Below are 13,386 nucleotides of genomic sequence, written 5' to 3'. Positions count from 1 at the left end.
ACATGAAAAAACTTTTGCTACTGACAAGTTTCATCCTGCTCATCTCCCTGCTGGCTGCTTGTACAAATGGAGAGACAGCAGAGGAAGAAGAGACGGAAGAGGAAAAAGTTATTGCCGTGGAAACTGCGGAAGTAAAGGAAGGAAATTTAACCTTGGAGAAAAAAATTTACGGAAGAACGGAGCCCCATCGTTCTGCTCCGGTTATGCTTACAGCTCCCGGTGAAATTGACTCTCTGGAAGTAACAAACGGCGACAAAGTAGAGGAAAATGATTTGATTGCCGTCATCAAAACGCAAATGGGGAACCAAAATATTCGCGCAAAGGAAGACGGAGTCATTTTAGGATTAAAAGCAAAAGAAGGAGACTTGGCTTCCAGCGAAGAACCGCTGGCAATCATTGCCGATTTGGATGCGATTCGAATTCAAGCCGGGGTGACGGCGAACATGCTGGATATTTTAGCCGTCGATGATAAAGTGACAGCAAAAGTAAACGGAAAAAAATTTGAAGCAACGGTAACAAGTGTGGACCGGCTGCCGGACGACACGGGACTGTATCCGGTTGCCTTTGCCATTGATGAGGAAGATACGGACATTGCGCCGGGTATAGTTGCTGAACTAATCATACCGGAAGAAAAAGTTAAATCTGCCCTCATTGTGCCGACTGCAAGCCTTGTAGAAGAAAAAGAGGAAACCTTTGTCTATGTTGTCCAAAATGACCATGTAAAAAAAGTTCCCGTAAAGCCGATTGAAGTACAGTCAAAAAATTCAGCGATTGAAGGGAAAGTAAAAGCGGGGGACAAAATCGTCGTCTCCGGCCAGCTCGGTTTGGCAGACGGACAACAGGTGGAAGTTTTGAAAGGGGAATAAACATTGAAGCTGATTAAAACTTCGGTTCTGCGCCCGGTTGGCGTAACGATGATTGTCCTTGCTATCATTGCCCTCGGATTAGTCTCGGTACGCAACCTGGCAGTAGACCTGTTTCCAAAAATTGATTTGCCTGTCGCGGTCATTGCGACGAGTTATCAGGATGCAGCACCGGAAGACGTGGAAAACTTAATATCCCGGCCGATTGAGTCGGCAGTAAGTACGGTAGAGGGAATCGACACGATCCAGTCCCAGTCCCAGGCAGGCGCTTCCCTCGTTATTATGATGTTTAAAAACGGGACGGATTTAGACCAGGCATTGCTCGACGTTCGGGAAAAAGTTGATCAGGTGAAAAGCTTCCTTCCTGAACAGGCAAATGATCCGAACATACTCCGATTCAGCCCTGAGGCAATGCCGATTTTGTACATTGGATTAAGCGGCAAAGATACAGCTTCTCTTACGAATTTAGCAGACAGCCAGATTGTTCCGTTTTTTGAACGGCAGCCGGGGGTCGCCTCGGTAACCGTGGAAGGCGGAAAGGTGCGGGAAATTCAGCTCGAACTGGATCCGGTACAGCTGGAACAATACGGCCTTTCCCCGCAGCAAGTAATGAGTGCTTTAAATGAAACGAACTCGTCTGCATCAGTTGGAACGGTGGATAAAGGAAACCAGGACTTGCAAGTGCGGATTATCGGCGAAATTGAATCGGTGGAAGATATCAAACAAACGATTGTTCAAACACCGACAGGCGCTACCGTCCATATTGAAGACATTGCCTCGGTGAAGGATACGTTTAAAGAACAGGCGGCGAACTCCTTCGTCAACGGCGAGGAAGCACTAGTCCTTTCCGTGATGAAGCAGACGGATGCCAATACGGTGGAAGTGGCGGAGACCGTGCAGAAAAATATGGAGCGGTTCAAGCGGGATTTGCCGGACGATGTGGAGTTAAAAGTGTTAATTGATATGTCCGATTTTATTGTCATGTCCATTGATTCGGTGTTGGAGAACATCGTCATCGGCGGAGCCATTGCCTTTTTCATCCTGCTCTTGTTTTTAAAGAGCATCCGGGCCACATTAGTCATCGGCCTGTCCATCCCGATTGCACTTATTTCTACCTTTGCGCTGATGTATTTCAGCGGCCAGACGCTAAACGTCTTATCCCTTGGGGGACTCGCCCTTGGGGTCGGGATGATGGTAGACAGTTCCATCGTTATTTTGGAAAATATTTTTACGTACCGCAAGCGGGGATATAGCCTGAAAGATGCGGCCATTGAAGGGGCAAGCGAATTGACGCCAGCCGTCATCGCTTCCACAACGACAACGCTCGTTGTATTCCTGCCGATGGTTTTTGTGGAAGGAATGGCTGCAGATCTCTTTATTCCGTTAGGTCTGACGGTTGTCTTTTCCCTCGTCGCATCCCTCGTCGTGGCCATTACTCTAGTTCCAATGCTTTCCTCGAAATTCCTGTCCAAAGTAATGGATGGTCAAGGAAAGCGGTATTGGTTTGACCGGTTCCTCGATTGGGTGCGGGACAAATATGCCGGCGGACTAAGAAAAGTGATGAAATTCCGGAAAACGAGCGTATTTGTTACTGTCGCTCTAATTATCGGAAGTTTAGCGTTAATTCCGTGGATTGGCGCCGAATTTATTCCAGCTTCCGACCAGGGCCAAGTGCAAATTACAGTGGAAACAGAGCCGGGCTCGACCTTTGCTTATACGGAAGAAAAAGTATTACAGGTAAATGAAATTTTGGATGAATACGACGAACTGATCGACGTTAGCTATGTAACAGTAGGCGGAGGCGGGCCATTTGGCGGTTCTGCCAACAATGCGATGTATACGATGCAGCTTATCCCTGCCAGTGAACGGGAGATAACGACAAATGATTTTGTAGTGGAAATCGATGAAAAGTTCCAGCAAATTGCCGGAGCGGAAATTACAGTAAGTGCGGTAGACCATTCCGTAAGCCTCGGTGACCCGATTCAAATTCAATTGAACGGACCCGAGCACGACAAACTGCGGGAGTTTTCCGAGGACGTCCTGGCGGAAATTTCCAAAGTCGACGGGGTGTTTAATCCGACGACGAGTGCATCGGAAGGCGTTCCGCAGCTGGCGGTGAAAGTGGATGAGGAAAAAGCGGCCGCCTTTGGGCTGACCGAACAGCAAATTATCGGCCAAGTGCAAATGCAGTTTATGGGCCAGGTGGCAGCAAAATACCGGGAAGAAGGCCAGGAAATTGACATTACGCTCATTTATCCGGAAGAATATCGCAGCAGTATCGAAAACTTAGAGACGATGCAAATCCGCACAAATTCTGGAGCGGCAATACCGCTTGCCGAAGTGGCCAGTATTGAAGAAATTCAAGGACCGATAGCATTAAACAGGCATAATCAGCAGCCGCAAATAAATGTTTCTTCTGCTATCTCCGGCCGGGACTTGAGGAGCGTAATGACAGACATCGAAGCTGTTTTAGAGGAAATGTCAATTCCGGAAGGCTATTCCTACACGATGGCCGGCCAGGCGGAGGATATGGTAGAGGCCTTCGCGGAATTAGCGATTGCACTGTTTTTCTCCATCTTTCTTGTCTATGCGGTGATGGCGGTGCAGTTTGAAAACTTCCTCTATCCGTTTATTATCATGTTCGCCTTGCCGACGTCCGTCATTGGAGTCGTTCTCGGTTTGGCGGTCACCAGAATACCGTTCAGCGTACCTGGTTTTATCGGGATTATTATGCTGGCCGGGATTGTCGTGAACAACTCGATTATTTTAGTTGATTATATTAATATTTTGCGGAGACGGGGCATCGAGCGCACGGAAGCAATTGTGGAAGCAGGCCGTAGCAGGCTTCGTCCGATTTTGATGACGACGCTGACGACAGTGCTCGCCATGATTCCGTTAGGGCTCGCCCTCGGAGAAGGGGCAGAAATGCAGCAGCCGCTGGCGGTTACGATTATCTTTGGATTAACGACGTCGGCCCTGTTTACCTTGTTCTTCGTTCCGGTGATCTACATTATGTTTGACAACCTGTCCCAGAAATTTAAGAACCGGAAAAAACGGAAAAAAGCGTAGTAATAGGTAAGTGAAGGCAACTCCCAATGCGGGAGTTGTCTTTTTTGGTTGCGGAGTTTTGTGTACGGGACCTGGGCAGGCAATCTAACCTATTTGTATTCCATTTCTCATGTTATTTGGGCTGGGCGCGTCATGAGTACGGAAAAAGGTTGCAAAGCTGCGCCCCGATTCTAACGTTTTCGTTAAAGAATTCAGCGGTATCGGTCAATATTCAGCGCAACTCCCGATTTTTCTAACGGAAATAATAAAATATCAGCGCAGCGCCTCGATTCTAACGATTATACTGAAGAATTCAGCGGTTATTGGGAAGATTCAGCGCAACTCCTGATTATTTTAACGGAAAAATAAAAAATTCAGCGCAGCGCCTCGATTCTAACGTTTTCGTTAGAGGATTCAGCGGTATCGGTCAATATTCAGCGCGACTCCTGATTATTCTAATGGAAAAATAAAAAATTCAGTGCAGCGCCTCGATTCTAACGATTATACTGAAGAATTCAGCGATTATCGGGAAAGATTCAGCGCAACTCCTGATTATTCTAACGGAAAAATAAAAAATTCAGCGCAGCGCCTCGATTCTAACGATTACGTTTTAGGATTCAGCGGTATCAGTCAATATTCAGCGCAACCCCTGATTTTTCTAACGGAAAAAATAAAATTTCAGCGCAGCATCTCGATTCTAACGATTTCGTTAAAGGATTCAGCGGTATCGGTCAATATTCAGCGCAACTCCCGATTTTTCTAACGGAAAAAATAAAATATCAGCGCAGTAACTCGATTCTAACGATTATACTGAAGAATTCAGCGGTTATCGGGAAAGATTCAGCGTAACTCCTGATTATTCTAACGGAAAAAATAAAATATCAGCGCTACTGCTCACGGGTATTGTCCTAAAAACAAAAAAAGTGGAGTTCAAACAAACGTTTGACTCCACTTTCCTAATGCAAAAATTACAGACTTTGTTCAAACAGCAATACACGGGCTGGAGAGGCATCGGTTCCGATTACTTTAAGCGGAGCGGCGACCATAAAATATTGTCCGGCTTCCACGTCCTTCAGCTGCAAGCCTTCCATAACAATGATATCGTTTTTGAATAAGGTGCGATGGGTCGGGTGTCCTTCCTGGGCCCGCTCAATGCCGAGGGAGTCAATGCCGACTCCGTCAATTCCTTTTTCTGCAAGATAGCGGGCCGCATCTTCCTTCACGTAAATAAATTCAAAATTGAATTCCTCATCAAAGGAGTTGCTCGTTTTGAACAGGACGAAATCCCCTTTTTCAATCGGTAAGTCCGCAATGTCTTCTTTCGTAATCCCGTCTTTGACATGGGTAAGGTCAAACAGTTTGACCGGACGCACGAGGCGCTCAAGCGGGATTGTCTCCATCGTTTCTCCGTCGTTGATCATATGGAGGGGTGCATCCACATGGGTTCCTGTATGTAAGTCAAGGGAAAGCCGGGTTTCCGTCACATGACCATTGGTAACTGTTTGAAACTTCGGCTGTTTCTCTTCTTTATTTTTATAAACTGGCATCCCTTCATACACTTCTGCCGTTACATCGTAAAATTTCATATTTATCATCCTTTCGACAATTTTCGGGAGATGCTAGCACAGGTAGGCTTTCGATAAATTTTGGTAAGTGCCTGAAACAGGTGCACTTTCGACAAAACAGTAGGTGTCCGTCACAGATGCACATTAGAGAAATTCAGTTGGTTCCTGGCACAGGAAGTACCTTCGACAAATTTCGATACGTGTCTGGCATGGTTGTACTTTTAGCAAATTTCGGTAGATGACTGAGATAAATGGCCTTTTCGGCAAATTTCGGTAGATGACTGAGATAAATGGCCTTTTCGGCAAATTTCGGTAGATGACTGAGATAAATGGTACTTTCGACAAATTACGAGTAGGTACCTGGCTCAGGAGGCATTTTCGAAAAAATTCCCGGAGTGCTGACACCCCGGCACCCCCGCAACCTGCATAAATAGCCTAAATGTCCCACCAGTGGAAACCGTCTTTTGCCAGGAGCTCGTCGGCTTCTTTAGGGCCCCAGGAGCCTGCTTTATAATTCGGAAAATCTGGTTTTTCTTTTGACCATGCTTCCAAAATCGGGTCGACCAATTGCCAGGATAACGCCACTTCATCCCAATGGGTAAAGTTCGTCGCATCGCCGATCATGGAGTCATAAAGCAGTTTTTCGTAAGCTTCCGGCGTGTTAATCCCTGGCACTTCCGACTGGTGGTAATGCAAATGAATCGGCTCCGCCAATTTTCCTGACCCTGCTTTTCGCGCATTTAAGCAAAGGCTCAAACCTTCATTTTGAATGTTAATCGTCAATAAATTCGGGTGTCGTTCCTTATCCGACTTAAAATATAAGTTCATCGGCAAGTCTTTAAACTGAATGATTACTTTAATTGATTTTTTCGGCATCCGTTTGCCCGTCCGGACGTAAATCGGCACTCCGGCCCAGCGGTAATTATCAATCAATAATTTCCCTGCCACATACGTTTCCGTCGTAGAATCCGCCAGTTCTTCTGCTTCATCCCGGTAGGCAGGCACCGATTTTCCGTGAATCGTACCGGCGTCATACTGTCCGCGGACAAAATTGTCGGCAATCGGCTCGTGTTTAAACTTCCGCAGCGCCCGCAACACTTTAATTTTTTCCGAACGGATTTCATCGGTCGTCAGTTTAATCGGCGGCTCCATTGCCAACAGTGCCACAATCTGCAAAATATGGTTTTGCAGCATGTCCCGGACAGCGCCGGATTCGTCGTAATAGCGGGCCCGGTCTTCCACTCCGAGCACTTCACTGAGCGTAATTTGAATGTTGGAGATAAACCGGTTGTTCCACAAATGTTCGAAAATCCCGTTGGCAAAGCGGATGACCTCGATGTTTTGCACCATTTCTTTCCCGAGGTAATGGTCAATCCGGAAAATTTGCTCCTCGTCAAAGGCTTCGCGGATTTCACTGTTCAATTGTTTCGCCGATTCCAAATCATGCCCAAACGGCTTTTCGATGACAAGCCGGGTCCAGCCGGCAGTTTCCTTCAATCCGTATTCCTTTAATTTTTTCGCAATCAGGCCGAAAAAGTTCGGTGCCATCGCCAAATAAAATAGTCTGTTTCCGCCCGTTTCATAAGTTGCTTCCAAATCTTGAAGAAGCGTATGTAATTGGGGATAGGTGTCTTCTTTTGTTACGTCAAAAGGCTGGTAATAAAAATGGGACGTAAACTCTTCCAAATCTTCTTCCGGCGAAAAAGCATTTTGGATGGACTCCTCCACATGTTTTCGCAGCACTTCGTTTGTCCACGGCCGGCGGGCAAGTCCGACAACGGCAAAATGAGAACTCAATTTTCCTTTTTTAAAAAGCTGGTAAATGGAAGGGAAAAGTTTCCGTTTGGCTAAATCTCCCGTTGCTCCAAATATGACAATCGTTACTTTCGGTTGTATATCTTTCATGATGATTCCTCTCTTTAATAAGATTTTGGTCCGCGGCGGCAATCAGACCGCCCTGATTAAAACTATTATAGTTTTTGTAGGAAGGAAAGGGAATATTCTTTTCTACATTTATAAATGATTTTTCCGCAGTCTCCCAAGTTTAAGCGAAATTTGATGGAACACTTCGGAAATCATGAGTCCAATGGCAATGGCACCAGCAAGGAGCATGACGTGGGCTGACAGCTGAATGGCGGTGCTGTAGTCGTTTTCCACAAAGCTGCGCATGGCGTTGTAAGCGACCCCGCCTGGTACGAGGGGAATAATCCCGGAGACATTGTATGTAATGACGGGCATCTTGAACATTTTCGCATTGATAAAGCTGAGAATGGAAACGAGCATAGAACCAAATATCGTTGCCGGCACCGGATTCATCCCTTCCTGCACGAGGATGTAATAGAGAATCCAGCCAAACATACCGATAACACCGCATTGAATCAGCGCCCGCTTCGGCGCATTAAAAAGAATGCCGAATCCGGCAGAAGCCAAAAAACTCGTAATCAGCTGGCTAACAATCATTGGACAAACCTCCTTCTTTCACAAACATCGGGAATAGTCTGGCCGCCTGTGATGCTCACGACAACATTCGGGAACAGTCTGGCCGCCTGTGATGCTCACGACAACATTCGGGAATAGTCTGGCCGCTTGTGACGCTCTTTACAACATTCGGGAAATTTCTAGCCACCTGTGGCACTTCTGACTAAATTCGGGAACACTCTGATCGCTTGTGGCACCTCCGACAAAATTCGAGAAACTAACAACACCCGTTACGCTCCCGACAAAATTCGACAAGCGCCTGCTCCACGGCACCCGCAGCATCGAAACAGCCCGCAGCGCTCTTCAGCAGCACCTCTAAGGCTCCGAAGTGCTTCGACAACCCCGCAGCGCTCACCCAATGCTACGCGGTGCCTCACTCGGGCCAGTAGCATCTCGACAGCCCCGCAGCGCTCTACAGCGGTAATCCCAATACTCCGTAGCACCTTGCTCGGCCCAGCAGCATCCCGACTGCCCGAGTACCTCAAAACCTCTGCAACCCTACACAAAAGCAAAAATCAAGGCTACGCCGGCACCAATGGCAAAGGCGGTTAAGACGGCCTCGACACCTTTCGACACCCCGGCGACGAGATGCCCGGCAATTAAATCCCGAACGGCGTTTGTAATCAACAGTCCCGGCACTAGGGGCATGACTGCACCGATAATTACTTTATCCAAAGCATTGCCAAATCCGTTGGAAATAAAAAGATAAGAAAGCACCCCTAGAATGAAGGCGCCAAAAAACTCGGCCAAAAAGCGGATCTCCAATAACCGGTCCACCACAAGAAAACCGAGAAAACCTAAACCTCCTGCGATAAACGCAGGAAGAAAATCTGGCCACGTCCCCCCGAACATTACGGCAAAACCGCCGCTGACAAAAGCAGCTGCAATTGTCTGGACAAGGGGAGTATATTGGAGGGGAGCGTTATCTACTTCCAGCAGCAGTTCATACGCTTCCTCCAAATCCAGTTTTCCATCCGCAATTTGCCGGGAGATGCTATTTACTTCCGCAATTTTATCTAAATCGGCAGTGGCGCGTTTCTCGATCCGGGAAAATTTCGTTGTAGATGCCCAGTCGATGGAAAAATTAACGACGGTTGGCGTGGCATAACTTTGGGCATCGTATGCACCGCATGCCGCAGCAATCCGGTTCATCGTATCTTCCACCCGGTATGTCTCCGCGCCGCTTTTCAGCATAATTCTGCCTGCCAATATACAAACTTGTTCGACAGTGATTTCTTCCATAATCCCACCTGCTTCAAATACAGTCTATCGTCCATTATAACGGATAGAAAGAAGGGAAGGAAAGGGAAAAAGGCTGGATATGCAGACCGGATAAATAAAATGCGAAGGAGTATGGAATAGGTGAGGGGCCAGATGAAAAAATAGAAAGGTGAGACGAATTGAAATTGGCGAATAATCGCCGAAAAAGTTGTGTGAAACGCCGAAAAATGTGGGAAAGCCGATAAAAAATTTTCCAGCGTCCGAGAAATCTGGTGGAAAACCGCCGATAAAATTGAGGGAAGCGCCGAAAAATACGGAAAGGCTGATAAATTTTTTCAGCGCTCGGAAAAATTCAGAAAAACCGAAATCAGGCGGAAACTGCTGATAAAACTGACCGAAGCGCAGATAAAGAATCTTTGAAAATATAAAGAAGAATAACTGAATCCGCAAGTTCACACTGATTCGGAAGTTCTGGGCCATCTCCGAGTGTTGACTTTTTCTAAAAATAACATTCAAATTAAATAACGATGCTGCCTCATGGCGACATCGTTATTTTTACGAAGAAAATGTAAAGAAAAAGACGATCGCAATAATTGGAATAGCGCTGACTAATGCCATCGAAATTGTGGAGAATTGCTTAACTGGACCTCGGTTGTTCTCGTCCACGTCCACTTTTGACTGCAAGAAAATAAAAAATAAAGAAAATGCCAATATGAGGATAACCAACATGAACGGAACTGAAATATTCTCAACCGTTTCGACGGTGGCAAAACCATAAACAATCAAAATAATCGGAATGGTTTCGCTAATAGCTGAACCGATAAACAGGTTTCGCTGTGCGATTTGAATTGTTTCCGGGTTTTCCTTAATTTTTTCGACGTTGATTTTAAAAACAATAAGGATGCCTGTAACAGCAATGAATGCTGCCAGTACAAATATGTATTCGACCATATGTCTCCTCCTCCGTTTATGTTCCAATCAGTAGCGTATCATATGGAAGGGAAGGAAGAAATAGGATATTTTATCTATTTCCAGAAAAGTGAAAGGCAAAAAGTGCTTCCTGGTTTTAACTAGGGTGAGGCCAGGTGAAAATTTTCCTTTATTAATAGAGCCCGGCGTATATTCGTTTTGGACGGAGCAGTGAGTGTTGTTGCTCAAGGGGTTCGTTCTACGGGATTGTATTTCTTTCGGTCGATTCCTCCACCTTTTTAAGGATATCAACTGTGACAGGTGTTCTCTCGGTTGATTTTCCCGCTTCTCTTGGCTATATCAGCCGTGATAAACGTTCTCCCGGCAGATTGTGCTGATATTTTCTCTGGAATCGACCGAGATGAGCATTCTCACGGCATATTGTGCCGATTTTTCCGCTATAATCGACCGAGATAAACGCTTTCACGGCAGATTGTGCTGCCTTTTCCGCAGCAATCGACCGAGATAAACGTTCTCACGGCAGATTCTGCTCACTTTTTCGCAACAATGACCGAGATAAACGTTCTCACGGCAGATTCTGCTCACTTTTTCGCAACAATCGACCGAGATAAACGTTCTCACGGCATATTGTGCCGCCTTTTCCGCTATAATCGACCGAGATAACTGTTCTCACGGCAGATTGTGCTGCCTTTTCCGCTGTAATCGACCGAGATAAGCATTCTCACGGCAGATTGTGCTGCCTTTTCCGCTGTAATCGACCGAGATAAGCATTCTCACGGCAGATTGTGCCGACTTTTCTGTTGCAATCGACCGTGATAGCCCTCTCTCGGTTGATTCTCCCAGTTCAACCGTTATAACACCTTTCCCTGCTAATTCTTCCGCCACGTTTCCATACATATTTTTGCAAAAAACAGGTAAATTAATGGTAACAATATCCAACAGGAGAAAAGTATGATTTTTTGGAAAGAGTTGTTAATCGGATTTTTTGTTGCATTCATTTCCGCTTTGCTTTTAACATATCCAATTAAAAGTCTCGCTGTTCGTATCGGTGCAATGGATAAGCCGAATAAACGGAAAATCCATCAAAAGGCGATGCCGCGGCTTGGAGGCCTTGCTATTTTTTTCGGAACGTTGGCAGGTATGCTTTATTTGGAGCCGGAGCATGAGCATTTGCTGGAAATATTTCTCGGAGCCCTCGTCATCATTATTACCGGTGTGCTAGATGACAAATATACGCTGAAACCATTGCAAAAATTAGTCGGGCAATTTGTGGCAACGTCGTTTTTGATTTCTTCCGGACTAATTATCGATCGAATCACGCTGCCGATTATCGGTGTGGTCGATCTCGGTTTTCTTAGCGTACTCATAACGGTTATTTGGGTTATCGGGATTACAAACGCGATTAATCTAATTGACGGGCTAGACGGCCTGGCAACCGGAGTTACGTCTATTGCGCTAATCAGTATTTTTATCATGTCCATACTGGATCAACAGTTCATTGTGACGCTGCTTTCTATCGGGTTATTAGGAGCGAATGCCGGTTTCCTCTTTCACAATTTTCATCCGGCAAAAATTTACATGGGGGATACGGGCTCCAATTTTTTAGGGTATATGGTGGCGGTTATCTCTATGCTCGGATTGTTTAAAAATTTAACCTTCTTTAGTTTTATCGTGCCGATTATTGTCTTGGCTGTGCCGATTTTCGATACGCTGCTTGCTATTTATCAGCGGGCAAAGAGCAATGAAAATATTATGCAGGCCGACCGGAGGCATCTTCATTATCAGCTTATGGATAAGGGATTCAGCCATCGGCAAACGATTCTGATAATTTATGGATTCAGTGCGGTGTTTGGTGCGTTGGCAATTATTTTTGCGAATGCCAGTCTTACCGTATTGTTTGCCATAATAATTATTACCGTCGTCCTCCTCCATATATTTGCTATTCTGGCGGGCGTTACAACAGTAAAATAAGCATCGTTTTGAGATTAGCCATTGTCACCATTTTCCAGTTGTTATTGTATCTTGTAATGATTATTCTTAAATAGTAAATCTATAAATAAATAGAAACAAAATAGAAATGAGTTGAGAAATGGCTGTATTTATTGCATTTTTTATTATTTGTGTCATTGGCGCATTTGTGCTTGCTGGGATTCTCATCATCATTGGTACAATCAAAGGAAAAAGGGACGACAAACGTTTCGACGCATTCATTGAGGAACAGGGAATCCAGATTTCTAAGTGGGACCGTTTTTGGAGCGGGCATTATATTATCTATGATGAGCATGAAAACCTCCTTTGGGTATATCACCCGGGTAAGGAAATGGCCATGGCTGCACCTCCTGCTGACATTCTTGGATGTGAATTAAAAATTGATGAAGATACGGAATATCGCACGTCCTTATCCAGTGCGGCAGGAAGGGCGATTATAGGCGGAGTGCTTGCCGGCGGAGTTGGAGCTGTTCTCGGCGGAGTGACGGCGAGAAAAGACGGCAGGCAATTGGCCCATCGTGTAGATTTAACACTTTACTTTAATAGCAGCGAAATTCCTTATTTGAACATTAACGTTTATTCCGACCATGAAGGTGTAGAACTTCATAACAGTTTGTTTAGAGACTATTACAACCAGGGAATGCACTGGTGCAAGTTTATCGAACAGCTGGCTGAAGCGGAACAAAATTAAGTTCTCTTATCGCGTTATCCTCAACGCGAAAGAGAGCTTTTTTCTGTTATTTTGAAGTTACGAAATTCATTTGTTAGAAAATCTCCTTGATTGGCAGAAGAATTTTTCGTTTCATGTGTTATCCTAACTACTGTATGGGAAAATTTGCTGAAATGGGCAGGTGCTATGAAATTGAAAAAGCTAATTATTCTATTATTAATAACACTTTTCTTAGCAGGGTGTTCCGGAAGTGATTTGACATACGTTGTCGAAAATGATCCTGTATTTACAGAGGGCAAGCCGACGGAAATTGTGCTTCGGGCGGAAAATGACGAGGGCGAAGCAGAAACGGAATTGGAGCTTACTGGCGAAATGCAGATGGAAAAAGAGGATTACGGCACGCAGGACGTGGAATTTACGAATCATGGGGACGGAACTTATACAGGGAGTGTGCTATTGCCTGCAGCCGGAGAATGGGTATTGAAAGTAACGACTTTAACAGATGGAGACACTAGCATTGCATAAATTAAATCTAAAAACAAAAAATACTAAGAATGTTCAATTATTTAGTGGTTTGTCCATAAAAAAATCCTTTATACTGAATAGGACGGGTGGCTTCCTG

General features: G+C 45.3%; 11 protein-coding genes. 5 read left to right on the top strand and 6 right to left on the bottom strand.

Features of this window, described 5'->3' with window-relative positions; genetic code table 11:
* Nucleotides 1-2 precede the first annotated feature (2 nt).
* Together IEV18_RS03170 and IEV18_RS03165 are read left to right on the top strand one after the other, a co-directional pair.
* Nucleotides 3-866 (top strand): efflux RND transporter periplasmic adaptor subunit, encoded by an 864-nt coding sequence (locus tag IEV18_RS03170; RefSeq protein WP_188390929.1) that lies wholly within the window; start codon nt 3-5, stop codon nt 864-866.
* Nucleotides 867-869: 3 nt separating this feature from the next.
* On the top strand, nt 870-3,932 hold the full coding sequence (locus IEV18_RS03165; RefSeq protein ID WP_188390928.1) for an efflux RND transporter permease subunit: 3,063 nt from the start codon (nt 870-872) through the stop codon (nt 3,930-3,932).
* Nucleotides 3,933-4,879: 947 nt separating this feature from the next.
* On the opposite strand, the gene IEV18_RS03160 is transcribed toward IEV18_RS03165, so the two are convergent.
* The 6 genes from IEV18_RS03160 to IEV18_RS03135 all read right to left on the bottom strand — a co-directional run bounded on the left by IEV18_RS03160 (nt 4,880) and on the right by IEV18_RS03135 (nt 10,126).
* On the bottom strand, nt 4,880-5,497 hold the full coding sequence (locus tag IEV18_RS03160) for a cyclase family protein (protein ID WP_188390927.1): 618 nt from the start codon (nt 5,495-5,497) through the stop codon (nt 4,880-4,882).
* 414 nt (nt 5,498-5,911) lie between these two features.
* On the bottom strand, nt 5,912-7,381 hold the full coding sequence (zwf, locus tag IEV18_RS03155) for a glucose-6-phosphate dehydrogenase (protein WP_188390926.1): 1,470 nt from the start codon (nt 7,379-7,381) through the stop codon (nt 5,912-5,914).
* 108 nt (nt 7,382-7,489) lie between these two features.
* Entirely contained in the window at nt 7,490-7,936 is a 447-nt protein-coding gene (locus IEV18_RS03150) for a threonine/serine exporter family protein (RefSeq protein ID WP_188390925.1), read from the bottom strand.
* Between the two features lie 516 nt (nt 7,937-8,452).
* The gene (locus IEV18_RS03145; RefSeq protein ID WP_188390924.1) at nt 8,453-9,196 is read right to left on the bottom strand and encodes a threonine/serine exporter family protein; all 744 of its coding nucleotides are present in this window, start codon (nt 9,194-9,196) and stop codon (nt 8,453-8,455) included.
* Nucleotides 9,197-9,220: 24 nt separating this feature from the next.
* Nucleotides 9,221-9,691 carry a hypothetical protein gene (locus IEV18_RS03140; protein ID WP_188390923.1) on the bottom strand — a complete coding sequence of 157 codons (471 nt, stop codon included), beginning with the start codon at nt 9,689-9,691 and terminating at the stop codon, nt 9,221-9,223.
* 39 nt (nt 9,692-9,730) lie between these two features.
* Entirely contained in the window at nt 9,731-10,126 is a 396-nt protein-coding gene (locus IEV18_RS03135; protein WP_188390922.1) for a hypothetical protein, read from the bottom strand.
* Between the two features lie 930 nt (nt 10,127-11,056).
* On the opposite strand from IEV18_RS03135, the gene IEV18_RS03130 reads away from it, so the two are divergent.
* The 3 genes from IEV18_RS03130 to IEV18_RS03120 all read left to right on the top strand — a co-directional run bounded on the left by IEV18_RS03130 (nt 11,057) and on the right by IEV18_RS03120 (nt 13,289).
* Nucleotides 11,057-12,076 (top strand): glycosyltransferase family 4 protein, encoded by a 1,020-nt coding sequence (locus IEV18_RS03130; protein ID WP_188390921.1) that lies wholly within the window; start codon nt 11,057-11,059, stop codon nt 12,074-12,076.
* A 118-nt stretch (nt 12,077-12,194) separates the two neighbouring features.
* Nucleotides 12,195-12,785, top strand: coding sequence for a hypothetical protein (locus tag IEV18_RS03125; protein ID WP_188390920.1), 591 nt, complete (start codon nt 12,195-12,197; stop codon nt 12,783-12,785).
* Between the two features lie 171 nt (nt 12,786-12,956).
* Entirely contained in the window at nt 12,957-13,289 is a 333-nt protein-coding gene (locus IEV18_RS03120; RefSeq protein WP_188390919.1) for a lipoprotein, read from the top strand.
* The last annotated feature ends 97 nt before the right edge of the window (nt 13,290-13,386 follow it).

Source organism: Compostibacillus humi (assembly GCF_014637175.1).
GTDB lineage: Bacteria > Bacillota > Bacilli > Bacillales > Amphibacillaceae > Oceanobacillus > Oceanobacillus humi.
This window is presented reverse-complemented; position numbering and strand designations above follow the sequence as displayed.

Bases quoted from the DNA above. Each gene is read 5' to 3' on its own strand.
- IEV18_RS03170 (WP_188390929.1), top strand. From the start codon at position 3: ATGAAAAAACTTTTGCTACTGACAAGTTTCATCCTGCTCATCTCCCTG.
- IEV18_RS03160 (WP_188390927.1), bottom strand. From the start codon at position 5,497: ATGAAATTTTACGATGTAACGGCAGAAGTGTATGAAGGGATGCCAGTT.
- zwf (WP_188390926.1), bottom strand. From the start codon at position 7,381: ATGAAAGATATACAACCGAAAGTAACGATTGTCATATTTGGAGCAACG.
- IEV18_RS03150 (WP_188390925.1), bottom strand. From the start codon at position 7,936: ATGATTGTTAGCCAGCTGATTACGAGTTTTTTGGCTTCTGCCGGATTC.
- IEV18_RS03145 (WP_188390924.1), bottom strand. From the start codon at position 9,196: ATGGAAGAAATCACTGTCGAACAAGTTTGTATATTGGCAGGCAGAATT.
- IEV18_RS03135 (WP_188390922.1), bottom strand. From the start codon at position 10,126: ATGGTCGAATACATATTTGTACTGGCAGCATTCATTGCTGTTACAGGC.
- IEV18_RS03130 (WP_188390921.1), top strand. From the start codon at position 11,057: ATGATTTTTTGGAAAGAGTTGTTAATCGGATTTTTTGTTGCATTCATT.
- IEV18_RS03125 (WP_188390920.1), top strand. From the start codon at position 12,195: ATGGCTGTATTTATTGCATTTTTTATTATTTGTGTCATTGGCGCATTT.